Genomic DNA, 17,071 nt, shown 5'->3' with positions numbered 1-17,071 from the left:
GTAAATTTTATAATAATATTATTCATATATATAGACAAAGGGAACTTAATTGTTTAAACTTTACAAAGTATTCATCATAATAGGTTATGAAAATAATAATTAGGGATTGGGAAATATTCATAATTAACTCAATTTAACTTTTAAATTTGAAAATTAGGAGGTTCATAATGGATAAACTATTAAATTTGTTTCGTGATATGAAAGTAGCAAAAAAGCTATTAATTTCATTCTTTGTAATTTTAATTGCGGCTGTGTCTATTATCGGAGGCATGTCTTATCAAACAGCCAAAAAGAATTTTGAATCGCAAATTAAGAGTAGTGCCAACGACAATATAAAAATACTGGATAATTTAATCAATCAAATGATTGATGCAAAATTTAATGATGTAAATAATTTTGCACGGGTGATTCAGGGGAATATGTATCAAGGAGATAATCAGGATGAATTAAGAAAAATGTTATCTCAATATATAAATTTAAATAAAGATGTTGAACAAGTATATGTTGCCGGAAATGATAAAAAATTTGTACAAGAACCAAATATACAAATGGCAGCAGACTATGATCCAACAGAGCGTTCTTGGTATAAAGATGCAGTTGCAAAACAAGGTGGTATTGTTGTTACTGAGCCATATAAGGCAAAAGGAAATGGACATATTGTTGTAACAATCGCAAAACAAACAGAAGATAAAAATGGGGTTGTTGCGCTAGATTTAAGTTTAGATAATTTATTAAAAACATCAAAGTTAATTAATATTGGTAAAAAAGGATATGCCTTCATTTTAGATGGAAAGCAAAAAATAATTGCTCATCCACAAGAAAAATCAGGGGAAAAAGCGGCTGATTCTTGGGCAAAGAAAATTTATGAAGATAATCACGGTGCTTTTTCATATTCTTATGGCGGTAGTGAAAAGAATATGGTATTTGCTACAAATGTAAAAACAGGTTGGAAAATTGGTGGGACTATGTACTCAAGTGAAGTAATTGAAGCTGCTCAACCTGTATTTTATAATATGTTAATTGTTATGCTTATCTCATTAGTAATAGGTGGAGCACTTATTTATTTTGTAACACTTTCAATTACGAAGCCTTTAAAGAGATTAGTTGTTACCTCTAAAGAAATAAGTGAAGGGGATTTAACGCAAACAATTGAAATTCATTCTAATGATGAAATCGGCCAACTTGCTAAAGGATTTAATGAGATGACGAATTCGTTACGGACGTTAATCGGAAGAATTAACGATTCAGCTGGGCATGTTGCAGCGGCATCAGAAGAGCTAACTGCAAGTGTAAGGCAAGCAAGTGAAGCGACTGAGCAAATCACAATCGCAATGGATGAAATATCAAGTGGGGCAACGACGCAAACAACAAGCGTAGAAAATGGCGCTATGTTACTGTTTGATGTAACGGAAGGAATTCAGCATGTAGCAAATAGTTCATCATCTATTAATACGGCTTCTGCACATACTCGTGAAAAAGCAGAAGATGGTGGGAAACTAGTAGGAAGAACAGTAAACCAGATGCAGTCTATTGCAGAATCTGTGTCACAATCAGATGCAGTTATACAATTACTAAATAATAAATCAAAACAAATTGGTGATATTTTAGAAGTAATTCAAAATATTGCAGATCAAACAAACCTTCTAGCTTTAAATGCGGCGATTGAAGCCGCAAGAGCCGGTGAGCATGGAAGAGGTTTCGCAATTGTTGCAGATGAAGTGCGTAAATTGGCAGAGCAGTCTAGCGTATCTTCTAGTGAAATTAGTAAATTAATATGTGAAATACAAGATGATATGGGTAAGACAGTCAAATCTATGAATCATGTAAATGAGGAAGTTCAATCTGGACTTGTTATCGCAAATGAAACGAAGCAAAACTTTGCTGAAATTTTACAATCTACAAATGAAATAGCTAATCAAATTAAGACGATGGTTGAAACGGCTAATGGAATGTCAAAAGGGGCAAATGAAGTATCTATTTCGGTAGGACAAATTGCAATGACAGCGCAAAATAATGCGACAAGCACACAAAACGTTGCGGCTTCAGCTGAAGAACAGCTAGCTTCGATGGAGGAAATTGGATCCGCAGCGGGCACGCTATCTCAAATGGCTGAAGAGTTACAAGGACTAATTGACAGATTTAAAGTTTAATAGAGAACAGACTATCCCCTAGTAGCATTATGCCACTAGAGGGTAGTCTGTTTTATTGTGTAAAATCAAATAGGGATGTAGACTTTCTTTATGACGTTTAAAATGGCATTTTACATAATGTTTGTCGAAAAATAGAGGTATTTGTTAGCTTTGTGTATAATTATTAACGTATAGAATACAAATAAAAGGAGAGTATTATGGGAGTGTATTGGGGGACAAAAAGACATTCTTGGCTTAGTTACGTCTCATTTTGGCTAAGTATTTCATTTTTTATTGTTTTTCTAATTGAAGTGTTTATATTAAAAACACTTTCGAATAGCTCGGTACAAATTGTTAAATATTTTTATTTTATACTTGTACCAGTAAATATTTTTCTTAGTTTAAAGTTACTATTTAAGAAGAATGAAAAGAAAGCGTTACCTATTTTTAGTTTCATTGTCTCATTATTATTTGCAATTTTAATAATCGTATTAGTTTTAGCAGCTATAGGGAAGTTCTTTTAAGGGGAGTGGTATAAGTCACTCTCCTTTTTTATTTGTGGTAGTCTTATTATATGTAAAAGTATGAATGCTGTGAGCTAATAAAAGCGGAGAGTAGACAATATTTGCATGGATTAAAGTCTGACGCTATTTAAACTTGTAAGAGTGTATGGAGTAATGAGGTAATATACATAATAATGGAGATAGAATTAGTTATTTTATAAGTATCTATGAAGCAAATGAATACGGTAAGAACGGTGATATATGGTACAATAGCTATGGATAGTGATAGAGATAAAGGGTATATAAAATACTCATCGTTTTTTAGTAAGAGAGGGGTTATCTTATGCTATACGAGGATTTGGAGACATTATTTCAAACAGCTCCGAAAGAAGATAGAGGCGGATGGAAATATATAATCCAAGAACAAAATGATACATATAAAATTGTTGATGAAATACTGAAAAATCAAATGAGTGTCGAATTGTATTTTAATGAATACGATGAGGTGAAAATCACTTTATATAAAGATGGAATTCCCATTACGACTATACAAAGAATTGTGATTTCAAAAGTTGAATTAGACGAAGATGAAGAGGGTATTCAATTTGTTTTAGAGCGCATGCCTAGTCGAATGATTCGGTTGCAATTAAAGCCATATTTAGCATTAGAAATGGGGCCGTACTGGGAAGTATGTGATGATTGTGAATGAACATAAAAAAGCATCCAATAACATGGATGCTTTTTTATGTTTTTTGAAGTTGTTTAAACGCAATGATTGGAAGTATAACAATACTTACCCATCCGATGATAGGATATAGAATGTGAAGTAAGTCACTGTAACCGATGTAACTAAAGCAATAACTAATTAGTAAAATGAAGAAAATAATATTGTTATTTTTCCACCCGGTAATAGATTGCATCTGTTTTGTCATCCCGAACACATTACCAACTAAAGTTGTGAAAACTTCACCGAAAATAATGAGAACGAAGAAGAAGTGAAAAGTTGCATTAAATCTTCTTATGACTTCAGCCATTGGGATGTTATATTGATAAAATTGATCGACTGATAAGATTGCTAAATGGCTGCATAATAAAATTAAAGAAAGTCCAGCACCACCTAAAATCCCACCCAAAAAAATGGCTTTTCGATCCTTTACTTCACTGGCTAATGGGACGAGAACACTTTGGGCAAGAGAAAGATTTAAGGCGACATATGTAATAGGGCTAGTAATCCATTTCATATTCCAACTCTCTGCAGGAATAGTGTTATTAATGGAAGGTGTACCGTGAAAAAAGGTTGTAATAGCAAGTCCGATAATAAAAATCATCATAATAGGTACGACAAGTGTATTTACTTCAAAAACACCTTGTAGTCCGCGGCTACTTATAATGAGACAAGCGATAACTGTAATGAGAATACCAAGTTGTCTTGGTAAGCGAAGTTGCTCTTCAAATACTGCACCAGCCCCTGATAACATAACGCTCGTTACGCCGAATAAAACGAGTAATAATAATGTGTTTACAACATTACCAAATACATCCCCAAATAAATATTTGTTAAATTCTTGCGCTGAAAATGCCCCGATTTGTGATGAAAGTAACATCATTTTTGTGCCGAGCCAAATAAAAAAAAATCCACTTACACATATGCCAATTGTCCCGTATAATCCATTCACTGTGAAAAATTCAACAATTTCTCGTCCAGTAGCAAATCCAGCTCCAACGACAGTTCCGATATAAGTAGCAGCTACTTTCTTTGCTACTTGCCATTGTTGATTGTCCATGTTATCCCTCTTTCTACTATGATGAGCTTGATGTACTATTATGCATATGTATGAGCTTGGACAATTAGACGTATGAAGTGTTTGAAAAAATACATGAATTAAATGATATTAGGGAAGTATTAAAGGTGTTAAAACTTTGTTACATATAAGCCGATTGTTCGAAAGGAAAGGGAATGTATGGTAAAATGTAATTAGGTTATTAAAAGATAAACATTACAAAATGATAAGAGGAGTGGATTGTATGAGTACGAAAACAAATGTTGTTGAAGTATTAAACAAGCAGGTAGCAAACTGGAATGTGTTATATGTGAAACTACATAATTATCATTGGTATGTGACAGGGCCACACTTCTTTACATTACATGAGAAATTTGAAGAGTTTTATAATGAAGCTGGAACGTATATTGATGAGTTAGCAGAACGTATTTTAGCTTTAGAAGGTAAACCATTAGCGACAATGAAAGAATATCTCGCAACATCTAGTGTCAGCGAAGGGACAAGCAAAGAATCTGCAGAAGAAATGGTGCAAACATTAGTGAATGATTATTCTGCACTTATTCAAGAATTAAAAGAAGGTATGGAAGTTGCGGGCGAAGCTGGCGATGAAACATCAGCTGACATGCTGTTAGCAATTCATACAACATTAGAACAACATGTATGGATGCTAAGTGCATTCTTAAAATAACGATAAAAAATATAAAGAAACCCATTGAAAAATTATTTCAATGGGTTTTTTTATGATTTTTCAGTTTTCTTTTATGCTATAATATAGTAAAAAGGAGGCGATGCGATGTTTCGCTTTTTCAGAACTGGAAAAGAAGAGCGGGAAATTACGAAAGATGAATTAGAACAAGCGATGGCTCAGTTTTTAGAAACGAATGCTAATATCGTTTATACAGTATTAGTAAATGAAGATTATACAGTAAATTATGATTTGTTAAAACCGTACTTACCTGCATTTCCAACAAATGATTTTCTCATAACGAAGGAAACGCTTGAGGTATTTGAACATACAGCAGAAAATTTAAACCTAGTGAAAGAAATTGATGTCGTACAAAAGGCAGTAGATCAATACGTAACAGAAAAAGAAATGTTCCCAATTGTTGAAGGTAGCGAAGATCGCCTCATATGCGGAATGAAACTAGGACCTTACTTAAATCGTAGCTTAAAAAGAGACTTATATATTTCAGAAAAACATTATTTAGTTTCAAGTAAACCAGATAGAAAAAAACAAAAGAGCGGGTAGACGTAATGAAAACAACAATACATATATTGTTGTCTTTTTTTGTTTGTTAAAATATTGACTTTTCAGTTTATTAATATTTATATTAAATGTATTGGATAGGGAAGGATAACTATTAAGTATCATTCGGAGAATAAGATATTGCTAGGGCGAGTTATATAAAATCTTCACAAAGTGGTATAAAGATTCGCAAAATAAATATTATAAAAAGTTTCGGGGGAATTGGTACATGAAAAATAGTATGACTTACATTCAATTATTAAATGAAACGTTACGTTGTTATGCAAATAAAGGAAGTTTTGAAGCGTACAATTATATAATGGAAAACGCTATAGGTGTAATAGGGAATGAGGCGCAAATATATAATTTTAAGTATGCGCTCGCAAGTGCATCAGGACTTGAAAAAGAAGCATTACATTTAATGAGGGAGGCCATTATAGAAAAGGGATTCTGGTATGGAAATGAATATTTAATTTCTGACGAAGATTTAAAATCACTACATAAATTTAAAGAATTTCATACAATGGTGCAATTATGTAAAGAAAGAGAAGAATTAGCACATAAAAAGGAAAGACCAGATGTGAAAAATATATATAGCAAGAAAGAGGGGAATCTACTACTTACATTACATGGTGATCAAGAAAATATTCAAATAGTAGAGCCATATTGGAAATCAGTTTTGACACAAGATTACACGTTAGCTTTACCACAGTCTTCACAAATTCAGTTTTCAGATGGATTTGTTTGGGATGATATAGAGAGAGGGAAAGAAGAATTAAAAGAGCATTACAATAAGTTTATAGAAAATCATACAGTAGAAAATGTGATAATTGGTGGTTTTTCTGCAGGGGCAAGAGTAGCTTTATATACGATTTTACAAAAAGATATAGATGTAGATGGTTTTATTTTTATGGCACCATGGCTTCCTGAGATTGAAGAATGGGATGAGTTGCTAAGAGTGCTGCAGGATAAACATATAAAAGGATATATAGTATGCGGGGATCAAGATGAAGATTGTTTCGAATCCACGCAGCAATTTGTACGATTATTAAGAGATAAGAATATAGAACATAAGTATAAAGTTGTGCCTAACTTAGATCATGATTATCCTATTAACTTTGATGAGCTATTAAAAGAAGCTATTGAATATATAGGAAATAAAAACAATAAGTAGTAAGAAAAAGAGATGCATCATATGTGATGCATCTCTTTTTAGAGTTATAAATTAAAAGCATTTGCTAGTAGGCGATAAGACTTTAATTTATGTTCAAATTGATGGGTAATCGTGACAATCATAAATTCGTCAGTATTGTATGCTTTGCTTAAATTTATTATTTTTTCTTTTACAGAAGACGGATCACCAACAATCATACGTTGACGATTTTCTTTTATACGGAATAAATCATAAGCACTGTATGAATAATTTTGAGCAGTTTCGATAGAAGGTGTACCAGTAGTTCGTTTTCCTTGCTCTAATAATAAGATTGATAAATCTAAACTAGAAGCAATTTTTTCCGCTTCTTCATTTGTTTCTCCGCATATAACAAAGATGGCAACGATTGAATTAGGCTTATCTCCTAAAAATGAAGGCTGATATTGTTCTTGGTAAGCCCTCATAACTTCAGGGCCTCCGAAGCCATTAATAAATTGTGCAAATGCGAAAGAAGCTCCGTTGTTTGCAGCAATTTTAGCGCTCTCTCCGCTAGAACCGAGCATCCACATTTCAGGAGATGTTGGGATAACTGGAGTAGCTTTTAAGTTTGCATAGTGATGGTTTTCTGGTATTTGATCATGTAAGTACATTGCAACGTCTGCAATTTGTTCTGGATATTGATCAAGTGAGACCATTTTCCCTTCTTGAAGTGCGCGAGTTGCTATTGGCATACCACCAGGAGCTCTACCAACACCGAGATCGATGCGGTTCGGATACAGTGCTTCTAGAACACGGAAATTCTCAGCAACTTTATATGGGCTATAATGTGGTAACATAACACCACCTGAACCGACTCTAATACGATCCGTTTTTGCGGCAATATGAGAAATAAGTATTTCTGGACTTGAACCAGCTAAGCTTACGGAATTATGATGTTCGGATACCCAAAAACGTGTGAATCCGAGTTTTTCAACTTCTTATGCAAGCGTAACTGTATGTGAAAAAGCTTGGGCTGCTGTGCTACCATCTGAAATAGGTGATTGGTCTAATACACTTAACTTGATCATAGAATATACCTCTCAATCTTAATGTACATCCTATTATATATTTACTTATGAAAAATGCGTAGTGAAATGCTCAAAATGAAAAGTGGATAATCCTATTTCCGCTTTTAATGAGAAAATCCGCGTTCATAATGATTCATTTCAACCAGATTTAAAATATATTCATAGTTGTCAATTTCACATTTTAGCTGTTCACGTTCTTTTTCAGATAGTGTCATATTGCTAAGTTTTTTACATAAGTTTTGTTTCTTTAATTCTAAATGCTTTTTTGTAGCGTGGTAATCATAAGTATGTTTCATTTTTTAGTCACTCCTTCGTTGCGGTTGCTATATTATACGAAGCATAAAGAAATATGAAATCTGTCTCTTATGTACTTTTAGTGAATATTCAAATTGCAATGGTGTTATGTTTATGGAGATTTATGAATAAAATGCACTAAACCACTAACGTCCATTTGATGAAGTAAGGGGTGGAATTGTGCAGAAAGATATAATGTATAACACTGAAATGGATGAAGCGTTAAAAGTTATAGATAAAGGATTGAAGAAGACGATAAATCCAAAACAAATTATTGTAGTGGGAGCTGGTATGGCTGGATTAGTTTCAGCATCTTTATTAAAGGCTGCAGGACATGATGTGAAAATTTTTGAAGCAAACAACCGGGTAGGTGGCCGTATAGAAACGGTTAGAATGGAAGATACCGGATTATATTTAGATGTTGGAGCAATGAGGATTCCATATTCGCATACATTAACGATGACATATATAAGAAAATTTGGGCTACAGGTGAGACCTTTTATTAATAGAAATGAGACGGATATTATATACGTAAATGGACGGAAAACGACGTTAAAACAATATGAAAAAGATCCAAGTATTCTAAGATATCCTGTGGAAATGAATGAAGTTGGAAAAACGTCAGAGGAATTATTATTGTTAGCGGTACAGCCCATTATAAATTTTATAAAAAAGAACCCAGAAAAAAATTGGGACGTTGTAGTAAAGGATTTTGGAAGATACTCTACTGGGCAATTTTTAAAGTATCATCCTTATCAGTATAATACTTACTTTTCGCCAGTAACAATTGAGATGATCGGTGTTCTATTAGATTTAGAAGGTTTTTTGGAACGATCGTTTGTAGAGACTTTACGCTTTCTATACATTATGCAAGAGGAGAGCGGATTTTGTGAAATTGTGGGCGGGAACGATAGATTGCCAAAGTCATTTTTACCGCAATTAGAAGAGAATATTATATATAATCAAAAATTAATGAAGCTACATCAACACGATAATGGTGTGACAGCTTTCTATCGGAACGAGGAAACTTTTGAATATAGTAGTATTACAGGAGATTTAGTTATTGTTACCATTCCGTTTTCGACAATGCGTTTTGTAGAAGTAGATCCGTTTGATTCTATATCTCATGAAAAATGGAAAGCAATTCGTGAATTACATTATATGCCTGCGACGAAAATAGGAATTCAATTTAAAAGCCGATTTTGGGAAGAACAAGGACAATTAGGCGGCAGAATTATAACAGATTTGCCAATTCGTTATGCCTATTATCCAAGCTATGGAATTGGGGAGAAAGGACCGGCTATGATGTTAGGTAGCTATACATGGTCTTATGACGCGTTGTTATGGGATGGTTTATCAAAAGGTGATCGTATTTATTACGCATTACACAACTTAGCAACAATATTAGGTGGTCAAGTGTATGATGAGTTCATATCTGGAATATCAAAAAGCTGGACATTAGATCCGTATGCGCTTGGAGGGTTTGCACTTTTTCAAGCAGGTCAAGAATCTGAGCTGCAACCAGCGATTGTCAAACCAGAGGGGAGAATATTCTTCGCTGGAGATCATACAACGCTATATCACGGATGGATTCAAGGTGCGATTGAATCTGGAATTCGTGTAGCGTTGGAAGTGAATGAGTAAAAGGTTTTCGATTCAGAAAATTCTTTACTATATAACTTGAGATGGATATTATTATATATAAAAGAATTATGGGGAGTGTTTACAGTGAATCCGTTATTATTCGATTTTCCTTCTGAATTTTATACTGACAGGCTTTTTATTCGAATGCCGAAACCAGGAGATGGTAAAGTTGTATATGATGCAATTCAGGCTTCAATAGAAGAACTAAAACCTTGGATGGTGTTTGCACAAAAAGAGCAAACAGAGCAAGAAATAGAAGAAAGTATTAGAAAATCACATATTCAATTTTTGCAACGTGAGGATTTAAGATTACTAGTGTTTTCGAAAGAAACAGGTGAATTTATTGCTTCAGCCGGATTACATCGTATTAATTGGGATATACCTCAATTTGAAATCGGATATTGGATTGATACAAGGTTTAGCGGAAAAGGCTATATGGTAGAGGCTGCGAAAGGTATAACGGATTACGCTTTTTCTGAATTGAAAGCAAACCGTGTAGAAATTCGTTGTGATTCTTTAAATAAAAAGAGTAGAGCGATACCTGAGAAATTAGGCTTTAAGTTAGAAGGTACGTTAGAAAGTGCGAGTGTTGCGGTAGATGGAAACGGATTAAGGGATATGTGTGTATTTGCCATGACTAGAAATACATATGAAAAAGAAGAGCTGTAAGAAAACAGCTCTTCTTTTTATGCATTATGGTACAGGATGTCCGTTAGAGCTTTCGAAAATTGTAAACCATTGTTGACGGTCTAAGTTAACTTTTGTAGCAAGAGCGGCAGTTTTTACGCGATCTAATTTACCAGAGCCAACGATTGGCATCATATTAGTTGGATGAGCAAGTAACCAAGCATACATAACCGTATCGATACTAGAAACACCTAGCTCAGTAGCAACTTTTTGCACAGTTTCGCGTACACGTACAGCACGTTCTGATTGACCAGTAAAGATCTCACCACCAGCAAGAGGTGACCAAATCATTGGATTGATTCGTTTTTCTTGGCATAAGTCAATTGTTCCTTTTTCAAAATGCTCAAGCTGCAATGCAGAAACTTCAATTTGGTTCGTAATAAGCGGGAAATCTAAGTACGAACTTAACATATTAAATTGTGAAGGTAAGAAGTTAGATACACCGAAGTGACGAACTTTTCCTTCTTGTTTTAATTGTGTAAATGCTTTTGCCACTTCATTTGGATCCATAAAAGGATCGGGACGATGAATAAGTAATACGTCAATATAATTTGTATGTAAATTTTTAAGTGATGCTTCTACACTTTGCATAATATGCTCTGCACTAGTATTGTAGTGAGCAACATATCGCTCTGGAAATTTCGGTGATGGGGGAGCGATTCCACATTTTGTAATAATTTGCATGTTTTCTCGTAAGGAAGGCTTTAATTGTAAAGCTTCGCCAAATAACCCTTCACACGTATATCCGCCGTAAATATCAGCGTGATCAAAAGTAGTAATTCCCATATCCATACAATCTTCAATGAAAGAAAGTAATTCTTGTTTTGTCATATTCCATTCTGCTAAACGCCAAAATCCTTGAATAATACGAGAAAATTCTAGCGTTTCAGCCATTTGAACTCGCTCCATTATAAGTACCCCCTTGATGAATAATAATGTTTTGAAAAGGCTTTCTTACTACATATTATTATATAGTTAATTAGGTGTACAAACAATAAATATGTTTTGCTATAAAAACGATTTTTTCTATCATGCCTTTCGAGAGGACTCCCACCTCTAAACGTAAATGAAGGTGGTGAGGTGAATCGAAAGAAATATTTTATTTTCAAGCAAAAAACAGAAACGTATGTTCCGTTTTTGTTATAATATCCTTAACAGGAGGTGAATAAAATGACAAAGGAAAATCCATCAAACTATAAAACTCTTCAAATCTGGATTAAAAAAGGGCATCGTATGTATTCTTATTTTCAAGAATGTTGTCATAACGCTAAGAACATGTACAACACCACAAACTTTTATATACGCCAGGTGTACACTGGATTAACGCAAGAAAAAGAGTTGCAGCCTTTGCAAAAAGAAGTTCTGGAGCATATTCATAAAAATATTGGTAAGATGAATGACACACAACGTCTTGCCTATCAGAAGAAATTGGAAAAAGAGAAAGTAAAGCCTAAAGAAGAACAGAAAGAGATTACATGTAATTTGTTTTCAGAACCTAATTTTGAAAAACCTTATGTAGATTACAACTTTCTAGATGCACTATTTAAGGCTATGATTCAAAATGATTATCGAGCTTTGCCTACGCAATGTAGCCAGTCAATCATGAAAGGTTTGTTCCAAAATTGGAAATCTTTTTTTGCTAGTTTAAAAGACTATAAAAAGAATCCAAACAAATATGCTGGACCGCCTAGAATTCCAAAGTATATTCGTTCTTCTGAAAAAGAGATTCTGTATACAAACCAAGATTGCATCATTAAAAACGATAGATTTTTAAAGTTTCCAAAGACGAAATTGCAATTAAATATTGGGAAACTAGGTTTCACTGAGGGTAAACTGAAACAAGTTCGTGTGATTCCAAAATACAATGAATATGTAGTGGAATTGGTAATTGATGTTCCTTCTGAACAACAAATGATTGAAGAGAATGCTCGTTATATGAGTATTGATTTAGGGATTGATAACCTTGCAACCATCGTAACAAACACAGGTATGAAACCTGTCCTTGTTAAGGGCAAACATGTCAAAAGCATAAATCAATATTACAACAAAATGAAGAGTCATTTTACAAGCGTTCTTAGAAATGGAAAACAAACGAATGAAGGGCCTTTTACTTCTAAAAGGATAGAAAAACTTCATCAAAAACGTTACTTGAAAATAAAAGACGTTTTCCATAAAGTTAGTCACCATATCGTAAAACTAGCTCAAGAAGAAGTTTGTAAAATTGTTATTGGTCAAAACAAAAGTTGGAAACAAGAAACGAATATGGGAAAAAGAAATAACCAAACGTTTTGTCATATCCCACATAGTTTATTGATTCAAATGATTACATACAAAGCAAATGCTGTAGGCATTCAAGTTGTTGTAACTGAAGAATCATATACATCGAAAGCAAGTTTTCTGGATAACGACTTCATTCCAACGTATGGAGAAAATGACCAAAATACAACTTTTTCAGGAAAACGAATAGAGCGCGGCATATATCGTTCAGCAAATAAAACTTTAATTCATGCAGATGTAAATGCTGCGGCTAACATTTTACGAAAGGTAATCCCAAATGCATGGACAAATGGGATAGAGGGGTTAGGCGTGAAACAGCTCGCTAATGTGTTAACTCCCCTGACGTTAATCGTCCGTTAGGTCGAAACGTTAGAAACCCCCACTTCAAGATTTGCTAAGTGGGGGAGTGTTCATATGCTATAATGTAGAAACATATAGCTAGAAGGAGATGTACGAAATGATTCCAGTAACAATATTAACTGGTTTTCTTGGATCTGGGAAAACGACATTATTAAATCGTATTTTATCAGAAAATCACGGTAAGAAATTAGCGGTGATTGTAAATGAAATAGGGCAAATTGGCATTGATAATCAGTTGATTATGAATGTGGAAGAAGAAATTATGGAAATGACAAATGGCTGTTTATGCTGTACTGTACGTGAAGATTTACTCGTTGCTTTAAAACAGTTACTGGACGTAAAAGCGGAAGGGAAAATGGATTTTGATGGTTTAGTAATTGAAACGACTGGCCTTGCAAATCCAGGGCCGATTATTCAAACATTCTTTTTAGATCCAGTCATTCAATCTGCATACCAAATTAATGGTGTTGTAACGGTGGTAGATAGTTATCATATACATAAACATTTTGAAAAAGGATTAGAAGCAAAAGAGCAAATTGCGTTTGCTGATGTCGTTTTAGTAAATAAATTAGACTTAATTGAAGAGAGTGAGAAAGAAAATCTTTTGCATGAACTTCAAGGAATTAACCCGACTGCAAAGTTAATCGAGGCGACTAACTGTGAGGTAGATATACCATCTTTATTACAAATTCAAACGTTTAAAACGAAAGATACGTTGCAAATTTACCCTCATAAAGAACATAACCACTTAGAAGGTGTGAAATCATTTGTATTACGTGAAGAACGTCCGCTGGATTTACAAAAGCTTAATGAGTGGATGTCAGCTGTCGTTCAAGAGCTAGGGGAATATTTATATCGTTACAAAGGAATTTTATCGATAGACGGAGTAGATAAACGTATCGTTTTCCAAGGTGTACATACGTTATTTGCCGCTTCGTACGATAGAGAGTGGCAAGAGGGTGAAGAGCGAGTAAGTGAAGTAGTTTTTATCGGAAGAGATATTAATAAAGAGTGGTTCCAAGAACATTTCGAGGAGTGTGTGAAATAAGTCTGCGTAAATTGCAGGCTTATTTTTTATGAGCATTCTATTAGATTACAAAACAGAATTAAATAAGGGAAAGAAACTAAAAATTGATACATGTATAATAAAAAGCCTGTTTTCACAGGCTTGTATTTTCGTCTATTAGTAACTCCATTACAACACCCACAACTGGACCTTCATCATCAATATCACCATTTAAGCGGAAACCAAAGGATTCATACAGTCCCATTGCAAGTTTGTTGGCTGGATGTAAACTTAAGTAAATTATTTTGCATTCAAATTTTTCTTGTAAGAATTGAATGAGTAAGCGAAGGAAACGTTTTGCGTATCCTTTTCCTTGATATTGTTGGTCAATCATAAAGCGATCGAGCCATACACTTTTATGTTTTACTGAATACCATCCATACATTGCATAACCTACAAGTGTTTCTCCATCATATAAACCTACTGACGTTCCGTTTCCTTCATATAATGATTCTGCTAAAGAAAACGCGTTACTTTCAATAAATTGTTGCTGATCTTTTGCGACGTCTAAAGCAACTACTGAACGCCAATTTTTTGCTGTTACTTCACAAATGTGAAGATTCATAATTCCAACTCACCTTCTAAATTAATATAGCTTTAAAGCTAATATGGATAATTTTACTTGTTATTTTGGTCAAGTCAAGGATAAATACATAAAAAGGCAGCTGAATACTAGATTCAGCTGCCTAGAAAATATAATGTATTAGTTTGTTGCTTCTTTCAATGTGTTTACGTTTTCTTCCATTAAAGTGAAGTAATCTTTATTATTTTTTGCATCATCTTCAGAAACAGTAGCTAAGTGATTTAAGCGTAAAACTTTTGTACCAGTTTCTTTTTGAATAACAGATGCTACTTTTGGAGTAGAGAAAGTTTCGAATAAAATATATTTTAGATTATGTTCTTTTACTGTTTTTGTAATGTCAGCAAGCTGTTTTTGAGATGGCTCATCAGAAGCTGAAATTCCAGCGATAGGAATTTGTTTTAGGCCGTATCGTTGTTCCCAGTAACCATAGGCAGCATGAGAAACTAAAATTTCTTTCGTTTTTGCGTTCGCTACAGCTGCCTTAAATTGATCGTCTAAATCAGTAAATTTAGTTTGAAGTGCTGCAAAGTTTTTTTCGAATTCTTTTTTATGTTCAGGTTGTAATTCTACAAGTGCATTTTTAATTTTTTCTGCCTGTTTCATTGCTAGAGTAGGATCTAACCAAACATGTGGATCTTTATCGTGATGATGTTCATCTTCTTTATGGTCATCTCCATGATCATGATGCTCTTCTTCAGTAGAAGCACGAAGCTCAATACCTTTAGATGCATTTACAATTTTAACATTTTCTTTTTGTAATGTTTTTTCCATTTTTTCAGCAAATGGTTCTAATTCAGCGCCGTTATAAACGAATAAATTGGCTTTTGCAACTTGTACTGTTTGTTTTTGACTTGGTTCAAATGTATGTGAATCTGCACCAGGTGGGTAAATTGCTTCAACATTTACATAGTCGCCACCGATTTTCTTTGCGAAATCAGCAAGTGGGAAAATCGTTGTATAAACTGTTAGCTTTCCATCTTTCTTGGCATTACTTTCTTTTTTATTTGAGCAGCCAGCGAAAATTAAGGTAAAAATAAGTAAGAATGAAAATATAGTCAATCTTTTAGGCATGAAGTTCTCCTCTTTTCTTTTTTACGGATATATTTTCCCCAATTATAGAAGAAAAATATCATTTTAATACAAAACGGAATAATTACGTTTTAGTTTGCGAACTTAGTATAATACATCTTTAATAAAGTTGCAATAAATAATAATCATTCCGATTTGTTTTTGTTATAAAGTTGTCAAATATAGGTGTATTATTTTTGCAAATGCATGCATATGTGACAACGCTGTTTTCATATATTGAAAAGGAGGTAAAGAGGGGGATGAGCGCTTGGGTTACTTAATGGAAGCTATTTTATTAATATTAGCGGTAGTATTGCCATTATCTTTCGTATTAATTTTTTTAAGAAGATTAATAAGTAATTTAGGGGACGCTACAACAATAACGAAATTACAAGAGAGAGATGAGAAAAAAGAGTGAGTAAAGCACTATGCGTACGCATAGTGTTTTACTTGTGGTAAAATAAGAGCAGGAAACTCCTAAAGGTTGTATTTTACTGAAGGAGAGAAAAGTAAAATAAGAGGTATATGCATATATGAATAAGCGAACAGCGTTAATACTTGGTGCAAGTGGTTTAGTTGGACAAGAGATAACGCGTCTATTACTTGAATCAGATTACTACGATTCGGTTACTATTTTTGTAAGAGAGCCAATGCAATTGCAACATGAGAAGTTACAGCAGAAACAAGTTGATTTTTCGGTATTAGAGGAATATAAAGAGTTCTTTGCTGTGGATGATGTTTTTAGTTGCTTAGGAACAACAATAAAAAAAGCAAAAACAAAAGCAAATTTTAAAAAAGTAGATTATGAATATACGTTACGAGCTGCTTGTTTAGCTGAAAAACAAGGGGTGCAAAATTTCCTTGTTGTGTCTTCTATGGGAGCGAATCCTAAATCATTTTTCTTTTATTCACAAGTGAAAGGAAAAATGGAAGAAGAATTGCAAAAGTTAGTGATCGGTGGTATTCACATTTTTAGACCATCATTATTAGTAGGAAACCGACAAGAATTTCGTTTCGGCGAACGAATGGCTGAAAAGTTATCTCGTATTATTCCTTTTATTTTTAAAGGGGCTTTCAAAAAGTATAAACCAATTTCAGCTAAAGATGTGGCGAAAGGTATGTATATAACCGCGCTGCGAGAAGAATCGGGTATCCATACTTATAATTCAAATGAAATTACAACGATAGAATAAATAAAACCGAGAAGAATGAC

Annotated in this window: 17 protein-coding genes and 1 pseudogene; 12 read left to right on the top strand and 6 right to left on the bottom strand. The window is 33.7% G+C overall.

The window, feature by feature from the left end; genetic code table 11:
* The first annotated feature begins 167 nt into the window (after nt 1-167).
* From MRP26_RS02030 to MRP26_RS02020, 3 genes are all read left to right on the top strand, one after another.
* The gene (locus MRP26_RS02030; RefSeq protein ID WP_023521739.1) at nt 168-2,150 is read left to right on the top strand and encodes a HAMP domain-containing methyl-accepting chemotaxis protein; all 1,983 of its coding nucleotides are present in this window, start codon (nt 168-170) and stop codon (nt 2,148-2,150) included.
* 197 nt (nt 2,151-2,347) lie between these two features.
* On the top strand, nt 2,348-2,653 hold the full coding sequence (locus MRP26_RS02025; protein WP_000539571.1) for a hypothetical protein: 306 nt from the start codon (nt 2,348-2,350) through the stop codon (nt 2,651-2,653).
* Between the two features lie 322 nt (nt 2,654-2,975).
* Complete coding sequence (locus tag MRP26_RS02020; protein WP_000965063.1) at nt 2,976-3,341, top strand: DUF3979 family protein; 366 nt, start codon at nt 2,976-2,978, stop codon at nt 3,339-3,341.
* Nucleotides 3,342-3,375: 34 nt separating this feature from the next.
* Here the strand turns inward: MRP26_RS02020 and MRP26_RS02015 are convergent, their stop codons facing one another.
* On the bottom strand, nt 3,376-4,416 hold the full coding sequence (locus MRP26_RS02015) for a YkvI family membrane protein (protein WP_053564703.1): 1,041 nt from the start codon (nt 4,414-4,416) through the stop codon (nt 3,376-3,378).
* 241 nt (nt 4,417-4,657) lie between these two features.
* Between MRP26_RS02015 and MRP26_RS02010 the strand changes: the two genes are divergently transcribed.
* From MRP26_RS02010 to MRP26_RS02000, 3 genes are all read left to right on the top strand, one after another.
* Entirely contained in the window at nt 4,658-5,101 is a 444-nt protein-coding gene (locus tag MRP26_RS02010) for a Dps family protein (RefSeq protein WP_000105199.1), read from the top strand.
* 105 nt (nt 5,102-5,206) lie between these two features.
* Nucleotides 5,207-5,662 (top strand): DUF3939 domain-containing protein, encoded by a 456-nt coding sequence (locus MRP26_RS02005; protein WP_000488209.1) that lies wholly within the window; start codon nt 5,207-5,209, stop codon nt 5,660-5,662.
* Nucleotides 5,663-5,888: 226 nt separating this feature from the next.
* A complete protein-coding gene (locus MRP26_RS02000; RefSeq protein ID WP_197241784.1) occupies nt 5,889-6,833 on the top strand; it encodes an alpha/beta hydrolase in 945 nt (314 codons plus the stop codon).
* Between the two features lie 44 nt (nt 6,834-6,877).
* Here the strand turns inward: MRP26_RS02000 and MRP26_RS01995 are convergent.
* Nucleotides 6,878-7,879, bottom strand: a pseudogene (locus MRP26_RS01995) (LLM class flavin-dependent oxidoreductase).
* A 104-nt stretch (nt 7,880-7,983) separates the two neighbouring features.
* The gene (locus MRP26_RS01990; RefSeq protein WP_000683364.1) at nt 7,984-8,175 is read right to left on the bottom strand and encodes a DUF3896 family protein; all 192 of its coding nucleotides are present in this window, start codon (nt 8,173-8,175) and stop codon (nt 7,984-7,986) included.
* Nucleotides 8,176-8,353: 178 nt separating this feature from the next.
* Here MRP26_RS01990 and MRP26_RS01985 point away from each other — a divergent pair, with 178 nt between their 5' ends.
* Together MRP26_RS01985 and MRP26_RS01980 are read left to right on the top strand one after the other, a co-directional pair.
* Nucleotides 8,354-9,817 carry a flavin monoamine oxidase family protein gene (locus MRP26_RS01985; RefSeq protein ID WP_140155563.1) on the top strand — a complete coding sequence of 488 codons (1,464 nt, stop codon included), beginning with the start codon at nt 8,354-8,356 and terminating at the stop codon, nt 9,815-9,817.
* 84 nt (nt 9,818-9,901) lie between these two features.
* A complete protein-coding gene (locus MRP26_RS01980) occupies nt 9,902-10,486 on the top strand; it encodes a GNAT family N-acetyltransferase (protein WP_088025267.1) in 585 nt (194 codons plus the stop codon).
* Nucleotides 10,487-10,510: 24 nt separating this feature from the next.
* Here MRP26_RS01980 and MRP26_RS01975 read toward each other — a convergent pair whose 3' ends face one another.
* Entirely contained in the window at nt 10,511-11,413 is a 903-nt protein-coding gene (locus MRP26_RS01975) for an aldo/keto reductase (protein ID WP_069355452.1), read from the bottom strand.
* 261 nt (nt 11,414-11,674) lie between these two features.
* Between MRP26_RS01975 and MRP26_RS01970 the strand changes: the two genes are divergently transcribed.
* Entirely contained in the window at nt 11,675-13,141 is a 1,467-nt protein-coding gene (locus MRP26_RS01970) for an RNA-guided endonuclease InsQ/TnpB family protein (protein ID WP_197241782.1), read from the top strand.
* A gap of 97 nt (nt 13,142-13,238) precedes the next feature.
* Nucleotides 13,239-14,189 carry a CobW family GTP-binding protein gene (locus MRP26_RS01965; protein ID WP_053564697.1) on the top strand — a complete coding sequence of 317 codons (951 nt, stop codon included), beginning with the start codon at nt 13,239-13,241 and terminating at the stop codon, nt 14,187-14,189.
* Between the two features lie 112 nt (nt 14,190-14,301).
* On the opposite strand, the gene MRP26_RS01960 is transcribed toward MRP26_RS01965, so the two are convergent.
* Together MRP26_RS01960 and MRP26_RS01955 are read right to left on the bottom strand one after the other, a co-directional pair.
* Nucleotides 14,302-14,772, bottom strand: coding sequence for a GNAT family N-acetyltransferase (locus MRP26_RS01960; protein WP_050843336.1), 471 nt, complete (start codon nt 14,770-14,772; stop codon nt 14,302-14,304).
* A 138-nt stretch (nt 14,773-14,910) separates the two neighbouring features.
* Nucleotides 14,911-15,861 carry a metal ABC transporter substrate-binding protein gene (locus MRP26_RS01955; RefSeq protein ID WP_242805932.1) on the bottom strand — a complete coding sequence of 317 codons (951 nt, stop codon included), beginning with the start codon at nt 15,859-15,861 and terminating at the stop codon, nt 14,911-14,913.
* A gap of 265 nt (nt 15,862-16,126) precedes the next feature.
* Between MRP26_RS01955 and MRP26_RS01950 the strand changes: the two genes are divergently transcribed.
* Nucleotides 16,127-16,276 (top strand): hypothetical protein, encoded by a 150-nt coding sequence (locus tag MRP26_RS01950; protein ID WP_000540932.1) that lies wholly within the window; start codon nt 16,127-16,129, stop codon nt 16,274-16,276.
* A gap of 115 nt (nt 16,277-16,391) precedes the next feature.
* Nucleotides 16,392-17,051: an oxidoreductase gene (locus tag MRP26_RS01945; protein WP_001042736.1), complete on the top strand. Its 660-nt coding sequence runs from the start codon at nt 16,392-16,394 to the stop codon at nt 17,049-17,051.
* Nucleotides 17,052-17,071 lie beyond the last annotated feature (20 nt).

Source organism: Bacillus sp. CCB-MMP212, assembly GCF_022748145.1.
GTDB lineage: Bacteria > Bacillota > Bacilli > Bacillales > Bacillaceae_G > Bacillus_A > Bacillus_A cereus.
The sequence above is the reverse complement of the archived record's forward strand: the minus strand, read 5'-3'. Positions and strand labels throughout refer to the sequence as shown.

Excerpts from the sequence above, each read along its gene's own strand:
- MRP26_RS02030 (WP_023521739.1), top strand. The coding sequence starts at position 168 with ATGGATAAACTATTAAATTTGTTTCGTGATATGAAAGTAGCAAAAAAG.
- MRP26_RS02025 (WP_000539571.1), top strand. The coding sequence starts at position 2,348 with ATGGGAGTGTATTGGGGGACAAAAAGACATTCTTGGCTTAGTTACGTC.
- MRP26_RS02020 (WP_000965063.1), top strand. The coding sequence starts at position 2,976 with ATGCTATACGAGGATTTGGAGACATTATTTCAAACAGCTCCGAAAGAA.
- MRP26_RS02015 (WP_053564703.1), bottom strand. The coding sequence starts at position 4,416 with ATGGACAATCAACAATGGCAAGTAGCAAAGAAAGTAGCTGCTACTTAT.
- MRP26_RS02010 (WP_000105199.1), top strand. The coding sequence starts at position 4,658 with ATGAGTACGAAAACAAATGTTGTTGAAGTATTAAACAAGCAGGTAGCA.
- MRP26_RS02005 (WP_000488209.1), top strand. The coding sequence starts at position 5,207 with ATGTTTCGCTTTTTCAGAACTGGAAAAGAAGAGCGGGAAATTACGAAA.
- MRP26_RS02000 (WP_197241784.1), top strand. The coding sequence starts at position 5,889 with ATGAAAAATAGTATGACTTACATTCAATTATTAAATGAAACGTTACGT.
- MRP26_RS01990 (WP_000683364.1), bottom strand. The coding sequence starts at position 8,175 with ATGAAACATACTTATGATTACCACGCTACAAAAAAGCATTTAGAATTA.
- MRP26_RS01975 (WP_069355452.1), bottom strand. The coding sequence starts at position 11,413 with ATGGAGCGAGTTCAAATGGCTGAAACGCTAGAATTTTCTCGTATTATT.
- MRP26_RS01970 (WP_197241782.1), top strand. The coding sequence starts at position 11,675 with ATGACAAAGGAAAATCCATCAAACTATAAAACTCTTCAAATCTGGATT.
- MRP26_RS01965 (WP_053564697.1), top strand. The coding sequence starts at position 13,239 with ATGATTCCAGTAACAATATTAACTGGTTTTCTTGGATCTGGGAAAACG.
- MRP26_RS01960 (WP_050843336.1), bottom strand. The coding sequence starts at position 14,772 with ATGAATCTTCACATTTGTGAAGTAACAGCAAAAAATTGGCGTTCAGTA.
- MRP26_RS01955 (WP_242805932.1), bottom strand. The coding sequence starts at position 15,861 with ATGCCTAAAAGATTGACTATATTTTCATTCTTACTTATTTTTACCTTA.
- MRP26_RS01945 (WP_001042736.1), top strand. The coding sequence starts at position 16,392 with ATGAATAAGCGAACAGCGTTAATACTTGGTGCAAGTGGTTTAGTTGGA.